Source organism: Pseudomonas sp. JL27(2026) (assembly GCF_056933555.1).
Genome location: NZ_CM167794.1, coordinates 5,252,525 through 5,270,788 on the forward strand (window position 1 = coordinate 5,252,525; position 18,264 = coordinate 5,270,788).

The following is an 18,264-nucleotide window of genomic DNA, read 5'->3' on the forward strand; positions in this document are numbered from 1 at the left end:
TTGGAACGATGGTTTTATCGACAGCGCCCGCAGGCGTTGTCGTTGAAAGTTGCCAGAATCGTTGCATTTTGCGGGTTTAGTGCGCAACCGTCATCCGTAAAGTGTAGATCGCAGGTGTTTGTGGTGCCGCTACTGGCCTCTTCGCGGGCAAGCCCGCTCCCACAGTGTTCTCTGTGGTTCACAAATATTGCATTCACAGTGTGGGAGCGGGCTTGCTCGCGAAAGGGCCATAAGGATCGCTGGAGATCTTGAGCGGTACTTGCTTCTTCATTCCTCTACCCGCATAAATTGCCCCATGAACCTGCCCGAATCAGCCAACCGCGTGCTGAACGACTTCCACCCCGCCGTCAGTGCCTGGTTCAACAGTACTTTCCCCTCGGTCACCGCCGCTCAAGCCGCGGCGTGGCCGTTGATTCGCCAACGCCGCTCGACGTTGATCGCCGCACCCACCGGCTCAGGCAAAACCCTCACTGCGTTTCTCGCGGTCATTGATGACCTGGTTCATCGCGGACTGGCCAACGGCGGCCATTTACCGGACGAAACCCTGGTGGTCTACGTCTCGCCGCTCAAGGCCTTGTCCAACGACATTCAAATCAACCTGCAAAACCCGCTGGCCGGCATCACCGAACAATTGCGCGGGATGGGCCTGCCCGAACTGACGATCAACACCGCCGTGCGCACCGGCGATACCCCGCAAAAAGACCGCAGTGCCATGCGTAAAAGCGCCCCGCACATTCTGGTGACTACCCCGGAATCGCTTTACGTGCTGCTCGGCTCTGATTCCGGGCGGCGCATGCTCGCCAGCACGCGCACGGTGATCGTCGATGAAATCCACGCCATCGCCGCCAGCAAACGTGGCAGCCACCTGGCCCTGAGCCTGGAGCGTTTGCAGGCGCTGACCTTAAGCAAGGCAGGCGGCGAACCGCTGATGCGCATCGGTCTGTCCGCCACGCAAAAACCCATCGATGCCGTGTCACGGTTTCTGGTGGGCACCGAGCGTCCGTGCGAAATCGTCGACATCGGCCACGCCCGCCCTCGGGACCTGAACATCGAGGTCCCGCCCGTGCCGCTGTCGGCCGTGATGGCCAACGATGTCTGGGAATTGGTCTACGACCGCCTCGCCACACTGGCCCGCGAACACCGGACCACGCTGATTTTCGTCAACACCCGTCGTTTGGCTGAACGCCTGAGCCGCCATTTGAGTGAACGCCTGGGCAAAGACGCAGTGGCCGCCCACCACGGCAGCCTGGCCAAGGAGTTCCGACTCGACGCCGAGCAACGGCTCAAGCGCGGCGAGCTGCAAGTGCTGATCGCCACCGCCTCGCTGGAACTGGGCATCGACATCGGCGACGTCGACCTGGTCTGCCAGATCGCTTCGCCGCGTTCTATTGCCGGGTTTCTACAAAGGGTCGGACGCTCCGGGCATCAGGTCGGCGGCACGCCCAAGGGGCGGTTGTTCGCCACCACCCGCGACGACCTGATCGAATGCGCCGCCCTGCTTGACTGCGTGCGCCGGGGCGAGCTGGACACCCTGCTGATCCCCACCGCGCCGCTGGACGTATTGGCGCAGCAGATCATTGCCGAGGTCAGTTGTCAGGAATGGCCGGAACAGGCGCTGCTCGACACCCTGCGCCGCGCCGCCCCTTACGCCGGGCTCGATGAGCGTCACTATCAGGCCCTGTTGCAGATGCTCGCCGAGGGTTACAACGGCCGCCAGGGCATCCGCAGCGCCTACCTGCACCGCGACGCCGTCAGCCGCACCCTGCGCGGCCGACGCGGGGCCAGGCTGACCGCCGTGACCAGCGGCGGAACCATCCCGGACAACGCCGACTACGCCGTGCTGCTGGAGCCGCAAGCCCTGAACATCGGCAGCGTCAACGAAGACTTCGCGGTGGAAAGTATTGCGGGCGATGTCTTTCAGTTGGGCAATACCTCGTACCGGATCCTGCGGGTCGAAACCGGCAAGGTCCGGGTCGAAGATGCCCAGGGGCAGCCGCCGACTATTCCGTTTTGGCTCGGCGAAGCGCCGGGGCGCAGTGCGGAACTGTCGTTCGCCGTGGCGCGCCTGCACGCCCGGCTCGATGAACTGCTCGGCGCCAGCCCCGGTGACTTGCAGCCCAGCCTCGACTGGCTGACCGAGACACTCGGCCTGAACCTGGCCAGCGCCGAACAACTGGTGGACTACCTCGCCCGTGCACGGTTGACCCTCGGTGCCCTGCCGTCCCAGGACACGCTGCTGATGGAGCGGTTTTTCGACGAGTCCGGCGGCACTCAGCTGATCATCCACACGCCGTACGGCAGCCGCATCAACCGCGCCTGGGGCCTGGCCCTGCGCAAGCGGTTTTGCCGCACCTTCAACTTCGAGCTACAGGCCGCCGCCAGCGAAGACGCGATTGTGTTGTCACTGTCCACCAGCCACAGTTTCGAACTGGATGAGGTGTGGCGTTACCTGCATAGCAACAGCGCCGAACACCTGCTGACTCAAGCCGTGCTCGACGCGCCGTTGTTCGGCGTGCGCTGGCGCTGGAATGCCGGTGTGGCGCTGGCGCTGCCGCGCTACAGCGGTGGCCGCAAGGTACCGCCGCAGATCCAGCGGATGAAAAGCGAAGACCTGATCGCCAGCGTCTTTCCCGATCAGATCGCCTGCCTGGAAAACCTCGCGGGCGAGCGTGAAATTCCCGACCACCCGCTGGTGGAGCAAACCCTCGACGATTGCCTGCACGACGCCATGGATTGCGACGGCTGGCTCGCCTTGTTGCGGCGCATGGAGCGTGGCGAGGTGCGCTTGCTCAGCCGTGACTTACCCGCACCCTCGCCGCTTGCGGCAGAGATTCTCAGCGCCCGGCCGTACACCTTTCTCGACGACGCGCCTCTGGAAGAACGCCGCACCCAAGCGGTGCTCAACCGCCGCTGGAGCGACCCGCACTCAACCGACGACCTTGGCGCACTGGATGCCGAAGCCATTCAATCCGTGCGTGAAGAGGCTTGGCCTGCGCCTGCCAGCGTCGATGAAATGCATGAAGCCCTGATGAGCCTCGCCGCCATCAGCGATGCCGAAGCGCAGGCCAACCCACAGTGGTCAGGTTGGCTGCAAACCCTGGCCGACGGTGGTCGCGCCAGCCGTTTGCAGATCAACGCCAATCAAGCGTTATGGTTGGCGCTGGAACGCCTGACCTGCCTGCAAGCGGTTTATCCACAGGCCTCGCTGCAACCGCCGCTGTACGCCTTGGCGGATTTCGATGAGCCGTGGGAAGCCGACCAGGCGCTGGTCGAGCTGATCCGCGCGCGGCTCGGCGCATTCGGCCCGCTGACCTTGCGCGAGATCGCCGAACCGCTGGGGCTGACCACGGCTCACGTCGGCCAGGCCCTGGCACAACTGGAACGCGAAGGTTACGTGCTGCGCGGTCACTTCAGCCCTGGCGCCACGCAGGAGCAGTGGTGCGAGCGGCATCTGCTGGCGCGGATTCATCGCTACACCGTCAAACGCCTGCGGCGGGAAATCGAGCCGGTGGCGTTGCAGGACTTCATGCGGTTTCTGTTTGACTGGCAACACCTCTCCAGTGCGACCCAAGGCCAGGGCAGCGCGATGCTACCGGCCATCATCCGTCAGTTCGAAGGTTATCCGGCGGCCGCATCAGCCTGGGACAGCGACATTCTGCCCGCGCGGCTCAAAGACTATTCGGCGAGTTGGCTGGATGAGTTGTGCCGCAGCGGCAAACTGGTCTGGACCCGCCTGACTGCCCGCCACCAAGGCACCGGCACGGCGCTTCGCAGCACGCCGATTGTGCTGCTGCCGCGCAGTCAGGTTGCCTTGTGGAGCAGTTTGACCGAGCAGACACCGGCCAGCGAACTGTCGCCCAAGACCCAAAAAGTCCATGCCGCGCTCAGCCAACACGGTGCGCTGTTTTTCGATGAACTGATCCACGAAGCCCACCTGCTGCGCAGCGAACTGGAAATCGCCTTGCAGGAACTGGTAGGCGCAGGCCTGGTGAACGCCGACAGTTTCGCCGGCCTGCGGGCCTTGATTACCCCGGCGAGCAAACGCCAGGCCCGCAGCAGCCGGCGTGGTCGCGGGGCATTCATTGGCGGGATGGACGATGCCGGGCGCTGGGCTTTGCTGCGACGCGGAACGCCAGCGCCGATTGTGGATAACAAACGCCCGGCATCGACACCGGGCGACACCCTCGAACACATCGCCATGACCTTGCTGCACCGCTACGGCGTGGTGTTCTGGCGGTTGCTTGCACGCGAGGCCGACTGGTTGCCGAGCTGGCGTGAATTGCTGCGCACTTTTCATCGACTGGAGGCACGCGGAGAGATTCGCGGCGGGCGCTTCGTCAGCGGTCTGGCCGGTGAGCAATTTGCGCTGCCGGAAGCGATCCCGTTGCTGCGCGAAGTCCGGCGCCGCCCCCACGACGGCAGCCTGGTTGCCGTGTGTGGCGTCGACCCGCTGAACCTCGCCGGCACCTTGCTGCCAGGGCCCAAAGTCCCGGCACTGACGAACAATCGACTGGTGTACCGCGACGGACTACCGGCCGCCGCCGACATTGCCGGCACCCAGCATTTCTGGCTGGATCTCGATCAACAGGCTCACGCTGAATTACACAACAAACTGATCAGGCATTGAGGCTGCCTGGTCTCTTCGTCGGGTAGATAACAATCTCACGCGTGAGCTATTGATGGCGCCATAAATCGCCTGTAGCTTTATCACGCGTGATAAAAGCAAAACGGAGTCACAGTCATGAAACGCCGCTCTCCACCAGCGTCAGATACTGCTCCAGAGAGCCGCCAGGGAGAGCGCTCGAAACCTGCCGCGAAAAAACCATCGAGCTTCTACATGAAGCAGATGCGCGGAGGCCTTAGCGCCGCCGGTTATGTAAAGCATGAGACTTGGGTGCTTCCTGAAAACCGAAGCCTGCTCAAGCTCATGGAGAAACAGCTACGCCAGCCGATTCTGGCGGGCTCATTCAACTTGGAGGATTACATGAGCGCAGGTAATAACTGGAACATCGACCGTCTCTTCAGCGCCCTGCAGGCCCTTGATGAGGTGGTTTCCAACGAAATCACCCTGACACTGGTTCAAGGCTCCGAGCAAAGCATCAAGCTGGAAATGAACGAGTTTGGCGGGCTGCCGATTTACATCGCTGTCGTGGGCGAGCAAATCATCGTCGACACCGTGCTGGTCGACCTCGAATCGATCAAGGACGTGCCACGCTTCAATGAAGCCGTGCTGCGCAGCCGGGAAATGTTCCCGCTGTCGTCGATCGGCATCGAAGCCATGCCCAACGGCCAGACCGTCTACAGCATGTTCGGCGCACTCAGCTCCGAATCCAGCCTGACCAACGTCGTGACCGAGATCAAAACCCTCGTCGACAACGTTCAGCGTGCCAGCGAAGCCTTCGAAAGCTTCTTCAACTAATTTCCGGGAGTACCGACTCATGCAAAACCAATCGATCTGGAGCAAGTTGTTCACCGCCCTGCGCGGCGGCGCCAGCGAAGTCGGCGAAGCCATTGCCGACCAACAGGCCCTGCGCATCCTCGACCAGGAAATCCGCGACGCTGACAACGCCCTGGCCAACGCCAAGCGCGAACTGGTCACCATCATGGCCAAGCACAAACTCTCGGCCGAACGCGTGTCGCAATTCAACGCCAAGATCAAGGACCTGGAGTCCAAGGCCATGGCCGCGCTCCAGGCCAGCCGTGAAGACCTGGCACTGGAAGTGGCCGAAGCCATTTCGACCCTGACCAACGACCTCGACGCCGAACAGAAGCAAGCCACCGAGTTTGGTGCCTACGCCGACAAAATGCGCAAGGACATCACCAAGGCCGAAGCCCGCATCAAGAGCCTGCGCCAGCAAGTGGACATGGCCAAGGCTCGTGAAAGCGTACAGAAAGCACAGGTCAGCGCGTCCATCGCCAGCGGCGGTGCCAACGGCAAACTGGAAACCGCGGTCGGCACCTTGAACCGCCTGCAAGCCAAGCAGGAACAACGCGCCGCCGAACTCGAAGCCCACGACGAACTGGCGGACGCGTCCACCGGTAATGACCTGGAGCGCAAGCTGCGCGAAGCCGGTATCACCCCGGACCAGGGCAGCGCGAACGCGATTCTGGAGCGATTGAAGAAGCAAACGGCCGAATAACCGGCTCAGGCACACATTCAAAAAGAAGGGCATCGACATATTGGATGCCCTTCTTTTTATCGACCAGAGGACAAGGATGGACAAGGTATCGGGCTTCAAGATCATCGCAGGCCTGGCCCTGGCGATGGTCGCCATACAACTGCTGAACATGCTGACAGGCTACAGCCTGACGATGTTCGGCCTGGTGCCCCGCACCGGGTACGGCCTCGTCGGGATTGTCACCTCACCGTTTCTGCACGGCTCCCTTGCGCACCTGCTCACCAACCTGGTGCCGTTCCTCGTGCTGGGCACCCTGGTGATCGCCGATGGGCTCAAACGTTTTGTGACCGTCAGCGCCATCATCATCCTGCTCGGCGGCTCACTGGTCTGGCTGTTCGGTTTCAAAGGCGTACATATCGGCGCCAGTGCCTGGATCTTTGGCCTCTGGGCCTACCTGCTGGCCCGCGCCTGGTTCCACCGCAGCTGGAGCAACGTGCTGATCGCGGTGATTGTTGCCTTCCTGTATGGCGGGCTGATTCTGGGCTTCATTCCACGTCAGGGCGTGTCTTTCGAAGGCCATATCGGCGGCGCATTTGCCGGATTTATTGCTGCGCGACTACTGTTCTCGGCGCCACGCAACGGGTCTAATGCTGCCCGGTAAACACGCTGTACCCAACAAGGTCTGCGGCGGCTTTCTTCGCCACGCACGCGTCACCCCCAGGGAGCCAGGGACGAATGTCGATTTTCCTCTTGTTACGCGTGTACGCAGCGTCCTTCTTCCACAAGTTTGGCTGGGCCGGCCTTGCCATTGCCCTGGGCGTACACATTGCCACTGCCTATCTGGGCCTGCTGGCACTGGGTGAGCTACCGCTCACCAATCCCGCGACATTCATCTATTTCTACCTCACGACTACGCTGACAGTCGGTTATGGCGACCTCGCGCCACAAACCCCGGCAGGGCGAATTTTCGTGGCCACCTGGGTGATGCTCGGCGGCATCGCCCTGTTGACCGCCGCAATCGGCAAAACCACTGGCAGCGTCATTGATGTATGGAGAAAAGGCATGAAGGGCAAAGGCGATTACACCGGCAAGACCGGCCATACCGTCCTCATTGGCTGGGAAGGCTCGTCCAGCGAACGTGTCATTGAGTTGTTGCTTCAGGACGAAACCTCGAACGACAACCTGATCGTCATTTGCGATGCCACACTGGAAGAGAACCCCATGCCCGGCAAGGCATCGTTCATCAAGGGCGAAAGTCTGTCCTCGGCAGCGCTGTTGTTACGCGCCGGCGTCCCCGGCGCCGAACGCGTGCTGGTGCGGACCCGCTCCGACGACCTGACGCTGGCCACCGTTTTGGCGATCAACCAACTGAACCCGGCGGGCCACGTGGTCGCGCACTTCAATGACAGCGAGATCGCCGCGCTGGCGGGCTCCTACGCACCGAACCTGGAATGCACCTCAAGCATGGCCATCGAGATGCTGGTGCGCGCCTCCCAGGACCCCGGCTCCTCGGTGGTCATCAACGAACTGCTGTGCGTCGGCCAGGGCGCGACCCAATACCTGATGAAGCTGCCGGACAGCTTCGAAGGCGCATTCGGCGAGCTCTATGTGCAGTTGAAAGAGCGCCACAACGCGACCCTCATCGGCTACCGCGCCAAGGGTGCCCAACAGCCGTCGATCAACCCGCCCGGCGCTACTCGCATCCAGGGCGGCGAACTCTTCTACATTGCTTCCACTCGCCTGAAGGAAATCACCCATGGGATGGTTTAAACAGTTGATGGGCCTTGAGGCCCCGACACCCAAGGGTGTTGCGCCAGTCGCCGGCCCTCTCGGGCTTGGCCAGGGCAAAGCGGTGACCTTCGACACCACTCTTAAGCTGCTGCTCGACGAAAAAACCAGCGTCGTGATTCCCGATACCCAGCAGATCTGGAGCGTCGGCACTGTCGACCTCGGGCAGTCGACCTGGCTTTCGCGCTACTACATGAACGACGAGGATTACTGGCTGCAAGTTCACACCACCGGTGACATCGCCGGGCAGGTCGAGTCGGTCATCCTGTTCAACTACCTCAGCTATGTGACCATCAACAGTGAGGCAGAGCTGCGTCGGCTGGCCGGCCCTGAAAGCCTGATCGGACTGCCGTTCTACGCCCACAAAGGCGTCGAATTCACCCGCGAATGGGGTACCGAGAATGGACAAACCGAACTGGTTACCCTGAGCGAACACGTCAGCAATCCGGATGAGTCCTACACCATTAAACATCGCTCGATGCTTTACGCCCGTGCGACTGGCCTGACTGATCGACGCGAATTCCTGCTGTTCTCGGTCGAAGAAGACGCCGACGGCAACATCAGCCTGAGCACCTCCCTGGGTATCTCGCTGTACACCACCGACCTCAACACGCTCTGAAAAGGAAAAGCCCATGCTAGAAGCACTCTCCATCTCGCTGAACCAAGCCGCTGTCCTGGGATTTGTTTCGTACATCATCGGCGCCGCCGTGCTGTTCGCGATCTTCCAGTTCGCCTACACCCGCATCACGCCACACAAAGAGTTCGAACTGATCCGCTCCGGCAACACCGCTGCCGCTATCGCCCTGGGCGGCGCCATCATCGGTTTCGCGATCCCGGCAAGTAATGTGATTGCCTATTCGGTCAGCCTGCTGGACTTTGCGGTGTGGGCATTGATTGCCGCCGTGGTTCAACTGCTGGCATTCCTGATGACCAGCCTGGTACTCAAAGGCACCTCCGAACGCATCCGCAACGGTGAAATTGCCTCGGCTATCTATGTCGCAGCCGTCGCCATCAGCGTGGGCCTGCTCAATGCCGCGTGCATGACCCCTTCGCAGAACTGATCGCGCCACGGAGAGAGACGTCGATGAAACGAAGCAAGTACGTTCAACTGTCCCTGGCGGCGTCGGTCGCCATCGCGATATCCGGCTGCGGGCCGTCAGAAAAAACCTATCCCGTGCAGAAGAAGTTCAACTTTCAATCGGTGCAGCAATGCGCCGATGAGAAGATTCCGGTGGACGTCTGCTCCGAAGCCTACATGACCGCCATGGCCGAACACCGTCGCCTCGCGCCGCTGTATGACAGCCAGGCCGATTGCGACGCGGACTTTGTTGCCGACTGGTGTCAGCAGGAGTCCACGGGCAAGTTCATCCCCAAGCTGGGCGGTTTCGAGCTGTCGGCCGACGGCGAGGTCACCCAGGCCCAGATGGACGCCGCCCAGGCGCAACTGCCAGCTGCCGAGGCGAATTCGGGAGGCTCCGGGGGTGGCATGAGCAGCATGCTGACCGGCCTGCTGATCGGCAACATGCTGAGCAACAACCGTGGCAGCTACTACTCCGAGCCGGTTTACCGCTACCGTGACTCACGCGGCCAGTTCGCCTCCTCAACCCTCAGCCAGCGTATTGCCAGCGGCTCGAGTTTCACTAAGTCCAATCAGGCGAAATACGGCAAGGGCTACAGCGCCTCGACATTCAAATCGGGCAGCAGCGCCAAGCCGATCTCGGTGTCGTCGTCCACCTCTCGGGGCGGTTTTGGCAGCCAGGCCAGCGCACGCAGCGGCTGGGGTGGCTCGAAAAGCTCAGGCGGATCGAGCAGCTAAGGAGCAAACGCCATGAAGAAAATCCTCTGCCAGGAGCGTCACGACTGGAAACAGACCGCCGAACACCTCGGCTTTATGTTTCACACCATCGACGACGAACCCTACTGGGACGAGAGCGCGTATTACCAATTCACGCTCAAGCAGATCGAAAATGATCTGGAAGACCCCACCACCGAAATCCATGAGATGTGCATGGATCTGGTCAGCCGAGTGGTGCAGAGCGAAGAACTGCTGGGGCGCCTGAGCATTCCGGCGCCGTTCTTCGACATGATTTGCACCTCATGGCGCGAAGGCCATCCGCACCTTTACGGTCGCATGGACTTCTCCTACAACGGCCACGGCCCCGCCAAACTGCTGGAACTCAACTACGACACGCCCACCAGCCTGTACGAAGCGGCAGCATTCCAGTGGGGCTGGCTGGAGCAATGCATCGAGCGCGGCTTGCTGCCCCGCCATGCCGATCAGTTCAACAGCATCGATACCAGGCTGCACCAGGCCTTCGCACAATTGCAGATCAAACAGCCATTTTACTTCGCCTCGATGAAAGCCTCGGTCGAAGACAAAGGCACCACCGACTACTTGCGCCTGATCGCGGAAAAAGTCGGGATCGAATCGCGCCACATTGACCTTGAAGACATCGGCCTCAACAGTGAAGGGCGTTTCGTCGACCTCGAAGATCGCTGGATCCCGCACCTGTTCAAACTGCACGCCTGGGAATTCATTTTTCACGAGCCGTTTGGTGAAGCCATCGCCCGGAGCGATACGCAGTTTTTCGAGCCGGCCTGGAAGTCGATCCTCTCCAACAAAGGCATCCTCCCCCTGCTGTGGGAATTCAACAAAGGGCACCCAAACCTGCTCGCGGCGCACCTGGATGTCGCCCCGGATAAAGCGGTGCCCAAGGGGTGGGTGCGCAAGCCGTTCTTCTCCCGCGAAGGCGCCAACATCGAGCTGCAGACCCAGGATGGTCGAGTCGTGAAGGAAGACGGGCCGTACACGGACGCGCCGTTCATCCTCCAGGAGTTCGCGCCGCTGCCGCAGTTTGGCGACAGCTACACGCTGATCGGCTCCTGGGTGATCGGCGACCAGGCTGCCGGTATCGGCGTGCGCGAGGACAACAGCCTGATCACCAAGGACTCAAGCCGCTTTTTGCCGCACCTGATACTCGACTGAAAAACGCAAATCACCTGGTGGGAGCGGGCTTGCTCGCGAATACGGACTGACATTCAACATTTGTGTCGACTGACCAGATGCATTCGCGAGCAAGCCCGCTCCCACAAAAAAGGCCCATCGCATCAAGCGACGGGCCTTTTTATTTAGAGCGGATTCAGCGGCACTCTTCTTTGATGAGGCCTAGAACGGAATATCGTCATCAAAGCTGTCGAAATCCGGAGCTGGCTGCGGGGCGGCCTGCTGTGGTGCCGGAGCCGAACGCTGTTGTGGAGCCGACTGCTGTGGACGCGGAGCCTGCTGGCGCGGAGCGGATTGCTGGTAGTTGTTACCGCCGCCCTGGCCTTGCTGGTCGCCCTGTGGGCGACCGCCCAGCAGTTGCATGGTGCCTTGCATGTCGACCACGATTTCAGTGGTGTAACGCTTGATACCGTCTTTTTCCCACTCGCGGGTTTGCAGCTTGCCTTCGATGTAGACCTGCGAACCTTTACGCAGGTATTCGCCAGCGATTTCCGCCACTTTGCCGAACATCGATACACGGTGCCATTCGGTCTTCTCGACCTTCTGACCGGTTTGCTTGTCGGTCCACTGTTCGCTGGTCGCCAGACTCAGGTTGGTCACGGCGTTACCGTTAGGCAAGTAGCGAACTTCGGGATCCTGGCCGCAAGTGCCGACCAATATGACTTTGTTAACCCCACGGGCCATAACGTTCTCCTAGGCTTCGCACGCTGTCGGCACCGGGTTGTTGACCAGGCGCTCGAGAGTCGTGCGATCCAATAGTTCGGTGTCCAATTTGATGTAAATGGCCGCCTCATCAGCAACCACCACTGCATCTGTTACCCCAACGACGGCCAGCAGGCGCTCGACCAGACCGGCTTCGCGGATCGCTTCAGGCGATAACGGCAAGCGCAGGCTCGTCACATAAGGAGGTTCGCGCATGGTAACAGCAAAGGCCAGCCAGAGGGCAGCCAGACCTGCGCATCCCAGGAACACAACCGACAAACCGCCATGCTGGAACAGCCAGCCGCCCATGATCCCGCCCAGTGCCGAACCGAGGAATTGGCTGGTGGAGTAAACCCCCATCGCCGTGCCTTTGCCGCCCGCCGGTGAAACCTTGCTGATCAGCGACGGCAACGAAGCTTCCAGCAGATTGAACGCGGTGAAGAACACCACCGTCCCGATCACCAGAGCCCGCAAGCTGTCGCCGAACTGCCAGAAGAATAGCTCAGTGAGCATCAGCGTCATGACGGCGCCGAGTAAAACTCGTTTCATTTTGCGTTTCTTCTCGCCGTAGATAATGAACGGGATCATGGCGAAGAACGAAATCAACAGCGCGGTCAGGTACACCCACCAGTGTTGCTCTTTAGGCAACCCGGCCTTCTCGACCAGTGCCAACGGCAACGCGACGAAGCTGGACATCAACATCGCGTGCAACACAAAAATGCCCAGGTCCAGTCGCAGCAGGTCCGGGTGCTTGAGCGTCGGCATCAATGCCTGACGGGCCACGCCAGACTCTCGATGCTGCAACGGTCCGGTGGCGCGCGGCACCATGAACATCACGATCACGATGCCAAATAGCGCCATGCCGCCCGTCGCCAGGAACAAGCCGGACAGCCCAAAGGCACGGGTCAGCAACGGCCCGACCACCATCGCCACGGCGAACGACAGGCCGATGGTCATGCCGATCATCGCCATTGCCTTGGTACGGTGCTGCTCGCGGGTCAGGTCTGACAGCAACGCCATGACCGCTGCGGAAATCGCCCCGGCACCTTGCAGGACTCGTCCGGCGATCACGCCCCAGATCGAATCGGCATTAGCCGCCAGCACACTGCCGAGGGCGAAGACAATCAGCCCGAGGTAAATCACCGGCCGCCGACCGATGCGGTCGGAAATGATCCCGAACGGAATCTGAAACAGCGCCTGGGTCAGGCCGTAAGCGCCAATCGCCAACCCGATCAGGGCCGGGGTCGCTCCAGCCAGGTCCATCCCATAGGTCGCCAGGACCGGCAACACCATGAACATGCCAAGCATACGGAAGGCAAACACCAGGGCCAGACCGCTTGCTGCGCGGGTCTCACTGCCACTCATGCGTTCGCTGTGGGGATCGTGCATGGAAAAACCTCATGTGAACCGGCGGCGATTCTACCAGTCCCATCGAGGGAGGGGGTATATGCGGCGGTTTGCCGCGCACGTGTTCTGCAGGCTTGTCAGACACCGTTCAGAAAGCATCATTTGATAGTGTGCATCCATCCAGTATTTGGCTTTATACTCCTGCCTTTACGCCCGCCGAGCGAGGCCACCTTGGACAAGATCCTGATTCGTGGGGCTCGAACCCACAACCTGAAGAATATCGACCTGACCCTGCCACGGGACAAACTGATCGTCATCACCGGCTTGTCCGGGTCCGGCAAGTCTTCCCTGGCGTTCGACACGCTGTATGCCGAAGGCCAGCGACGCTATGTCGAATCCCTGTCGGCCTATGCCCGCCAGTTCCTGTCGATGATGGAAAAACCCGACGTCGACACCATCGAAGGCCTGTCGCCGGCCATCTCCATCGAACAGAAGTCGACCTCGCACAACCCGCGCTCGACCGTTGGCACCATCACCGAAATCTACGACTACCTGCGCCTGCTCTACGCCCGCGTCGGTATTCCGCGCTGCCCGGACCACGACATTCCACTGGAAGCCCAGACCGTCAGCCAGATGGTCGACCTGGTCCTGGCCCAGCCCGAAGGCAGCAAGCTGATGTTGCTGGCACCGGTGATCCGCGAGCGCAAGGGCGAACACCTTTCGGTCTTCGAAGAACTGCGCGCCCAGGGCTTTGTCCGGGCTCGGGTCAACGGCAAGCTCTGCGAACTGGACGAACTGCCGAAACTGGATAAACAGAAGAAGCATTCGATCGATGTCGTGGTCGACCGCTTCAAGGTCCGCGCCGACCTCCAACAACGACTGGCCGAGTCGTTCGAGACCGCACTGAAGCTGGCCGATGGCATTGCACTGGTTGCGCCGATGGACGACGAGCCGGGCGAAGAAATGATCTTCTCCGCACGCTTCGCCTGCCCGATCTGCGGTCACGCCATCAGCGAGCTGGAACCCAAGCTGTTCTCCTTCAACAACCCGGCGGGCGCATGCCCGACCTGCGATGGGTTGGGGGTCAAACAGTTCTTCGATATCAAACGGCTGGTCAATGGCGAGCTGACCCTGGCCGAAGGCGCAATACGCGGCTGGGACAGGCGCAATGTCTATTACTTCCAGATGCTTGGTTCGCTGGCTGCCCACTACGGTTTCAGCCTGGAAGTGCCGTTCAATCAGCTGCCGGCCGATAAGCAGAAAGTCATCCTGCACGGCAGCGGCACGCAGAATGTCGACTTCAAATACCTGAACGACCGCGGCGACATCGTCAAACGCTCGCACCCGTTCGAAGGCATCGTGCCGAACCTGGACCGTCGCTACCGCGAAACCGAGTCCGCTTCCGTGCGCGAAGAACTGGCCAAATTCCTCAGCACCCAGCCGTGCCCGGATTGCCGTGGCACACGCCTGCGCCGTGAAGCGCGGCACGTGTGGGTCGGCGAGAAGACGCTGCCTGCGGTGACCAACCTGCCGATTGGTGATGCGTCCGACTACTTCGGCACGCTGAAGCTGACCGGTCGACGCGGCGAAATTGCCGACAAGATTCTCAAGGAAATCCGCGAGCGCTTGCAGTTCCTGGTCAACGTCGGCCTCGACTACCTGTCATTGGATCGCAGTGCCGACACACTGTCTGGCGGCGAAGCACAACGTATTCGCCTGGCCAGCCAGATCGGCGCCGGCCTGGTAGGCGTGCTGTACATCCTCGACGAACCGTCGATTGGCTTGCACCAGCGTGACAACGATCGACTGCTGGGGACGCTCAAGCACCTGCGGGACATCGGCAATACCGTGATCGTGGTCGAACACGACGAAGATGCGATTCGACTGGCCGACTACGTGGTGGACATCGGCCCTGGCGCCGGCGTGCACGGCGGGCATATCGTCGCCGAAGGCACACCGGCCGAAGTCATGGCTCACCCGGACTCACTGACCGGCAAGTACCTGTCCGGCCGCGTGAAGATCGAGGTCCCGGCCAAGCGCACACCACGCAACAAGAAGCTCTCACTGTCGCTCAAGGGCGCACGTGGCAACAACTTGCGCGACGTCGATCTGGACATTCCGATTGGCTTGCTGACCTGCGTGACCGGCGTATCCGGTTCGGGCAAGTCGACGCTGATCAACAACACCCTGTTCCCGCTCAGCGCCACCGCACTGAACGGCGCGACCACCCTTGAGGCTGCGGCCCACGACAGCATCAAGGGCCTTGAGCATCTGGACAAAGTGGTCGACATCGACCAAAGCCCGATCGGCCGCACGCCGCGCTCCAACCCGGCGACCTACACCGGGTTGTTCACCCCCATCCGCGAACTGTTTGCTGGCGTGCCGGAATCCCGCTCGCGTGGTTACGGCCCGGGGCGCTTTTCCTTCAACGTGAAGGGCGGACGCTGCGAAGCGTGCCAGGGCGACGGCCTGATCAAGGTAGAAATGCACTTCCTGCCGGACATTTATGTCCCGTGCGACGTCTGCAAGAGCAAGCGCTACAACCGTGAAACCCTGGAGATCAAGTACAAGGGCAAGAACATCCATGAGACGCTGGAAATGACCATCGAAGAGGCGCGAGTGTTCTTCGATCCGGTTCCGGCACTGGCGCGCAAGCTTCAGACGTTGATGGATGTCGGCCTGTCGTACATCAAGCTCGGTCAGTCGGCAACCACTCTGTCTGGCGGCGAAGCGCAACGGGTGAAACTGTCCCGCGAGCTGTCCAAGCGCGACACTGGCAAGACCCTGTACATCCTCGATGAGCCGACCACCGGCCTGCACTTCGCGGATATCCAGCAGTTGCTCGACGTGTTACACCGACTGCGCGACCACGGCAACACCGTGGTGGTGATCGAGCACAACCTGGACGTGATCAAGACCGCCGACTGGCTGGTGGACCTTGGCCCGGAAGGCGGCTCCAAGGGCGGGCAGATCATTGCCGTGGGTACGCCGGAAGAAGTGGCCGAGATGAAGCAGTCTCACACAGGCTACTACCTCAAGCCGCTACTTGAGCGCGACCGGGCATAAATCAGCCCCATGAAAAAGCCCCGATCACTTCATCAGTGACCGGGGCTTTTTTGTACCTGACTTGTAGGAGCACAGCTTACCGGCGATGGCGTCCTTGAAATCGCCATCGCGAGCAAGCTTGGTTCCTACAAGTCGGTCATAGCATCAGAACTGCGATTGCAGGTAGTTTTCCAGACCGATCAGCTTGATCAGACCCAACTGCTTCTCGAGCCAGTAGGTGTGATCTTCTTCAGTGTCTGCCAACTGAATACGCAGCATGTCGCGGCTGACGTAGTCCTTGTGCAGTTCGCAGAGCTCGATGCCTTTGCAGAGCGCGGCGCGAACCTTGTACTCCAGACGCAAATCCGCAGCGAACATGTCTGGCACTGTGGTGCCGATGTCCAGATCGTCTGGACGCATGCGCGGCGTACCTTCGAGCATGAGGATCCGGCGCATCAGCGCATCGGCGTGCCCCGCCTCTTCTTCCATCTCGTGGTTGATGCGCTCGTAGAGCTCGGTGAAGCCCCAGTCTTCGTACATCCGTGAATGGATGAAATATTGGTCACGCGCCGCCAGTTCGCCCGTGAGCAACGTGTTGAGGTAATCGATTACGTCCGGGTGACCTTGCATCGCCCTACATCTCCCTGCTTGAAAGGCTGTAGTTTGAACCAAGCCGACCGATTGGTCACTCAAATAGCGCGATAAAAGCGAAGATATTCTGAGAAAAGTGGTTTAAATAACGCAAAAACCGCCCAAATGAGGGCGGTTCTGCTTATCGTTTAGACTTAGTTAAGCTGTACACCCAACGCCTTTGCGATGCCTTCTCCATAAGCCTTGTCGGCCTTGCAGAAGTGTTGCAATTGACGCTGAACCACATCGCTCGATACCCCAGCCATTGCACCGGCAATGTTATTGATCAGCAGGGCTTTCTGATCCTCGCTCATCAAGCGGAACAGTGCCCCTGCGTGGCTGTAGTAGTCGGTGTCTTCGCGGTGATCATAGCGATCAGCCGCGCCACTAAGGGCCAGGGCAGGTTCCGCAAATTGCGGCGCCTGTTTCGGTGCATCGGCGTAGCTGTTGGGCTCGTAGTTCGGCGAACCACCACCGTTGCTGCCAAATGCCATTGAGCCGTCGCGCTGGTAGCTGTTGACCGCACTGCGCGGCGCGTTCACCGGTAGCTGCTGGTGATTGGTGCCTACGCGGTAGCGATGTGCGTCGGCGTAGGCAAACACGCGCCCCTGCAGCATGCGGTCCGGCGACAGACCCACACCTGGAACCATGTTGCTTGGGCCAAACGCCGCCTGCTCGACTTCAGCGAAGTAGTTCTGCGGGTTCCGGTTCAGCTCAAGCTCGCCAACTTCGATCAGCGGGAACTCTTTCTGCGACCAGGTTTTGGTCACGTCGAACGGGTTCTCGTAATGCGCCGCAGCCTGGGCCTCGGTCATGATCTGAATGCACACACGCCATTTCGGAAAATCACCGCGCTCGATCGCACCGAACAGGTCGCGTTGAGCATAATCAGGATCCGTGCCTGCCAGTCGTGCAGCCTCTGCCGGCGCCAGGTTCTTGATGCCTTGCTTGGTCTTGTAATGCCACTTCACCCAGTGACGCTCACCTTTGGCACTGATCAGGCTGTAGGTGTGGCTGCCGAAGCCGTGCATATGACGGTAGCCATCAGGAATACCACGGTCGGAAAACAGAATGGTGACCTGATGGAGCGCCTCAGGCGAGTGCGACCAGAAGTCCCACATCATCTGCGCGCTTTTCAGGTTGCTTTGCGGCAGGCGTTTCTGGGTGTGGATAAAGTCTGGAAACTTCAGCGGGTCACGAATGAAGAACACTGGCGTGTTGTTGCCCACGATGTCCCAGTTACCTTCTTCGGTGTAGAACTTCAGCGCAAAACCACGCGGATCGCGCTCGGTGTCCGCCGAGCCCCGCCCCCCCCCGACGGTGGAGAACCGCAAGAACGTTGGGGTTTGCTTGCCAACCGATTCAAACAGCTTCGCGCTGGTGTATTGAGTGATGTCACGGGTAACAGTGAACGTACCGTAAGCACCCGAACCTTTGGCGTGGACGCGGCGCTCCGGGATGTTTTCACGATTGAAATGGGCAAGCTTCTCGATCAGATGAAAGTCGTCGAGCAGCAGCGGACCACGAGGGCCGGCGGAACGGGAGTTCTGGTTGTCAGCGACAGGCGCACCACTGGCGGTCGTCAGCGTTTTATTCTGGCTCATGCTCAATCTTCCTCTTCAGAATCGG

At 60.7% G+C, this 18,264-nt stretch carries 14 protein-coding genes; 10 read left to right on the forward strand and 4 right to left on the reverse strand.

What is annotated here, in order from left to right; translation table 11 throughout:
• Window positions 1–295: 295 nt before the first annotated feature.
• From AC1Z1G_RS23965 to AC1Z1G_RS24005, 9 genes are all read left to right on the forward strand, one after another.
• Complete coding sequence (locus AC1Z1G_RS23965; protein ID WP_483622802.1) at window positions 296–4,627, forward strand: DNA glycosylase AlkZ-like family protein; 4,332 nt, start codon at window positions 296–298, stop codon at window positions 4,625–4,627.
• 114 nt (window positions 4,628–4,741) lie between these two features.
• Window positions 4,742–5,419, forward strand: a complete 678-nt coding sequence (locus AC1Z1G_RS23970; protein WP_483622804.1) for a YjfI family protein — start codon at window positions 4,742–4,744, stop codon at window positions 5,417–5,419.
• Window positions 5,420–5,438: 19 nt separating this feature from the next.
• Window positions 5,439–6,140: a PspA/IM30 family protein gene (locus AC1Z1G_RS23975; RefSeq protein ID WP_483622806.1), complete on the forward strand. Its 702-nt coding sequence runs from the start codon at window positions 5,439–5,441 to the stop codon at window positions 6,138–6,140.
• A gap of 76 nt (window positions 6,141–6,216) precedes the next feature.
• Entirely contained in the window at window positions 6,217–6,780 is a 564-nt protein-coding gene (locus tag AC1Z1G_RS23980) for a rhomboid family intramembrane serine protease (protein WP_483622807.1), read from the forward strand.
• Window positions 6,781–6,854: 74 nt separating this feature from the next.
• Window positions 6,855–7,889: an ion channel gene (locus AC1Z1G_RS23985; RefSeq protein ID WP_483622809.1), complete on the forward strand. Its 1,035-nt coding sequence runs from the start codon at window positions 6,855–6,857 to the stop codon at window positions 7,887–7,889.
• Complete coding sequence (locus AC1Z1G_RS23990) at window positions 7,876–8,526, forward strand: DUF2491 family protein (protein WP_483622810.1); 651 nt, start codon at window positions 7,876–7,878, stop codon at window positions 8,524–8,526. The genes AC1Z1G_RS23985 and AC1Z1G_RS23990 overlap by 14 nt, the downstream gene beginning before the upstream one ends.
• A gap of 13 nt (window positions 8,527–8,539) precedes the next feature.
• Window positions 8,540–8,968 carry a DUF350 domain-containing protein gene (locus tag AC1Z1G_RS23995; RefSeq protein WP_483622812.1) on the forward strand — a complete coding sequence of 143 codons (429 nt, stop codon included), beginning with the start codon at window positions 8,540–8,542 and terminating at the stop codon, window positions 8,966–8,968.
• 23 nt (window positions 8,969–8,991) lie between these two features.
• A complete protein-coding gene (locus AC1Z1G_RS24000) occupies window positions 8,992–9,723 on the forward strand; it encodes a DUF1190 domain-containing protein (protein ID WP_483622813.1) in 732 nt (243 codons plus the stop codon).
• Between the two features lie 12 nt (window positions 9,724–9,735).
• A complete protein-coding gene (locus AC1Z1G_RS24005; protein ID WP_483622814.1) occupies window positions 9,736–10,893 on the forward strand; it encodes a glutathionylspermidine synthase family protein in 1,158 nt (385 codons plus the stop codon).
• A gap of 180 nt (window positions 10,894–11,073) precedes the next feature.
• Here AC1Z1G_RS24005 and AC1Z1G_RS24010 read toward each other — a convergent pair whose 3' ends face one another.
• Window positions 11,074–11,595, reverse strand: coding sequence for a single-stranded DNA-binding protein (locus tag AC1Z1G_RS24010; protein WP_053162823.1), 522 nt, complete (start codon window positions 11,593–11,595; stop codon window positions 11,074–11,076).
• 9 nt (window positions 11,596–11,604) lie between these two features.
• On the reverse strand, window positions 11,605–13,002 hold the full coding sequence (locus AC1Z1G_RS24015) for an MFS transporter (RefSeq protein WP_483622816.1): 1,398 nt from the start codon (window positions 13,000–13,002) through the stop codon (window positions 11,605–11,607).
• A gap of 189 nt (window positions 13,003–13,191) precedes the next feature.
• Here AC1Z1G_RS24015 and uvrA point away from each other — a divergent pair, with 189 nt between their 5' ends.
• Window positions 13,192–16,026 carry an excinuclease ABC subunit UvrA gene (gene uvrA, locus AC1Z1G_RS24020; protein ID WP_483622818.1) on the forward strand — a complete coding sequence of 945 codons (2,835 nt, stop codon included), beginning with the start codon at window positions 13,192–13,194 and terminating at the stop codon, window positions 16,024–16,026.
• 144 nt (window positions 16,027–16,170) lie between these two features.
• Here uvrA and bfr read toward each other — a convergent pair whose 3' ends face one another.
• Together bfr and AC1Z1G_RS24030 are read right to left on the reverse strand one after the other, a co-directional pair.
• Window positions 16,171–16,635 carry a bacterioferritin gene (bfr, locus tag AC1Z1G_RS24025; protein ID WP_483622819.1) on the reverse strand — a complete coding sequence of 155 codons (465 nt, stop codon included), beginning with the start codon at window positions 16,633–16,635 and terminating at the stop codon, window positions 16,171–16,173.
• A 155-nt stretch (window positions 16,636–16,790) separates the two neighbouring features.
• Window positions 16,791–18,239, reverse strand: a complete 1,449-nt coding sequence (locus AC1Z1G_RS24030; protein ID WP_483622821.1) for a catalase — start codon at window positions 18,237–18,239, stop codon at window positions 16,791–16,793.
• Between the last annotated feature and the right edge of the window lie 25 nt (window positions 18,240–18,264).

Coding starts and splice junctions, on each gene's coding strand:
- AC1Z1G_RS23965 (WP_483622802.1), top strand. CDS start 296: ATGAACCTGCCCGAATCAGCCAACCGCGTGCTGAACGACTTCCACCCC.
- AC1Z1G_RS23970 (WP_483622804.1), top strand. CDS start 4,742: ATGAAACGCCGCTCTCCACCAGCGTCAGATACTGCTCCAGAGAGCCGC.
- AC1Z1G_RS23975 (WP_483622806.1), top strand. CDS start 5,439: ATGCAAAACCAATCGATCTGGAGCAAGTTGTTCACCGCCCTGCGCGGC.
- AC1Z1G_RS23980 (WP_483622807.1), top strand. CDS start 6,217: ATGGACAAGGTATCGGGCTTCAAGATCATCGCAGGCCTGGCCCTGGCG.
- AC1Z1G_RS23985 (WP_483622809.1), top strand. CDS start 6,855: ATGTCGATTTTCCTCTTGTTACGCGTGTACGCAGCGTCCTTCTTCCAC.
- AC1Z1G_RS23990 (WP_483622810.1), top strand. CDS start 7,876: ATGGGATGGTTTAAACAGTTGATGGGCCTTGAGGCCCCGACACCCAAG.
- AC1Z1G_RS23995 (WP_483622812.1), top strand. CDS start 8,540: ATGCTAGAAGCACTCTCCATCTCGCTGAACCAAGCCGCTGTCCTGGGA.
- AC1Z1G_RS24000 (WP_483622813.1), top strand. CDS start 8,992: ATGAAACGAAGCAAGTACGTTCAACTGTCCCTGGCGGCGTCGGTCGCC.
- AC1Z1G_RS24005 (WP_483622814.1), top strand. CDS start 9,736: ATGAAGAAAATCCTCTGCCAGGAGCGTCACGACTGGAAACAGACCGCC.
- AC1Z1G_RS24010 (WP_053162823.1), bottom strand. CDS start 11,595: ATGGCCCGTGGGGTTAACAAAGTCATATTGGTCGGCACTTGCGGCCAG.
- AC1Z1G_RS24015 (WP_483622816.1), bottom strand. CDS start 13,002: ATGCACGATCCCCACAGCGAACGCATGAGTGGCAGTGAGACCCGCGCA.
- bfr (WP_483622819.1), bottom strand. CDS start 16,635: ATGCAAGGTCACCCGGACGTAATCGATTACCTCAACACGTTGCTCACG.
- AC1Z1G_RS24030 (WP_483622821.1), bottom strand. CDS start 18,239: ATGAGCCAGAATAAAACGCTGACGACCGCCAGTGGTGCGCCTGTCGCT.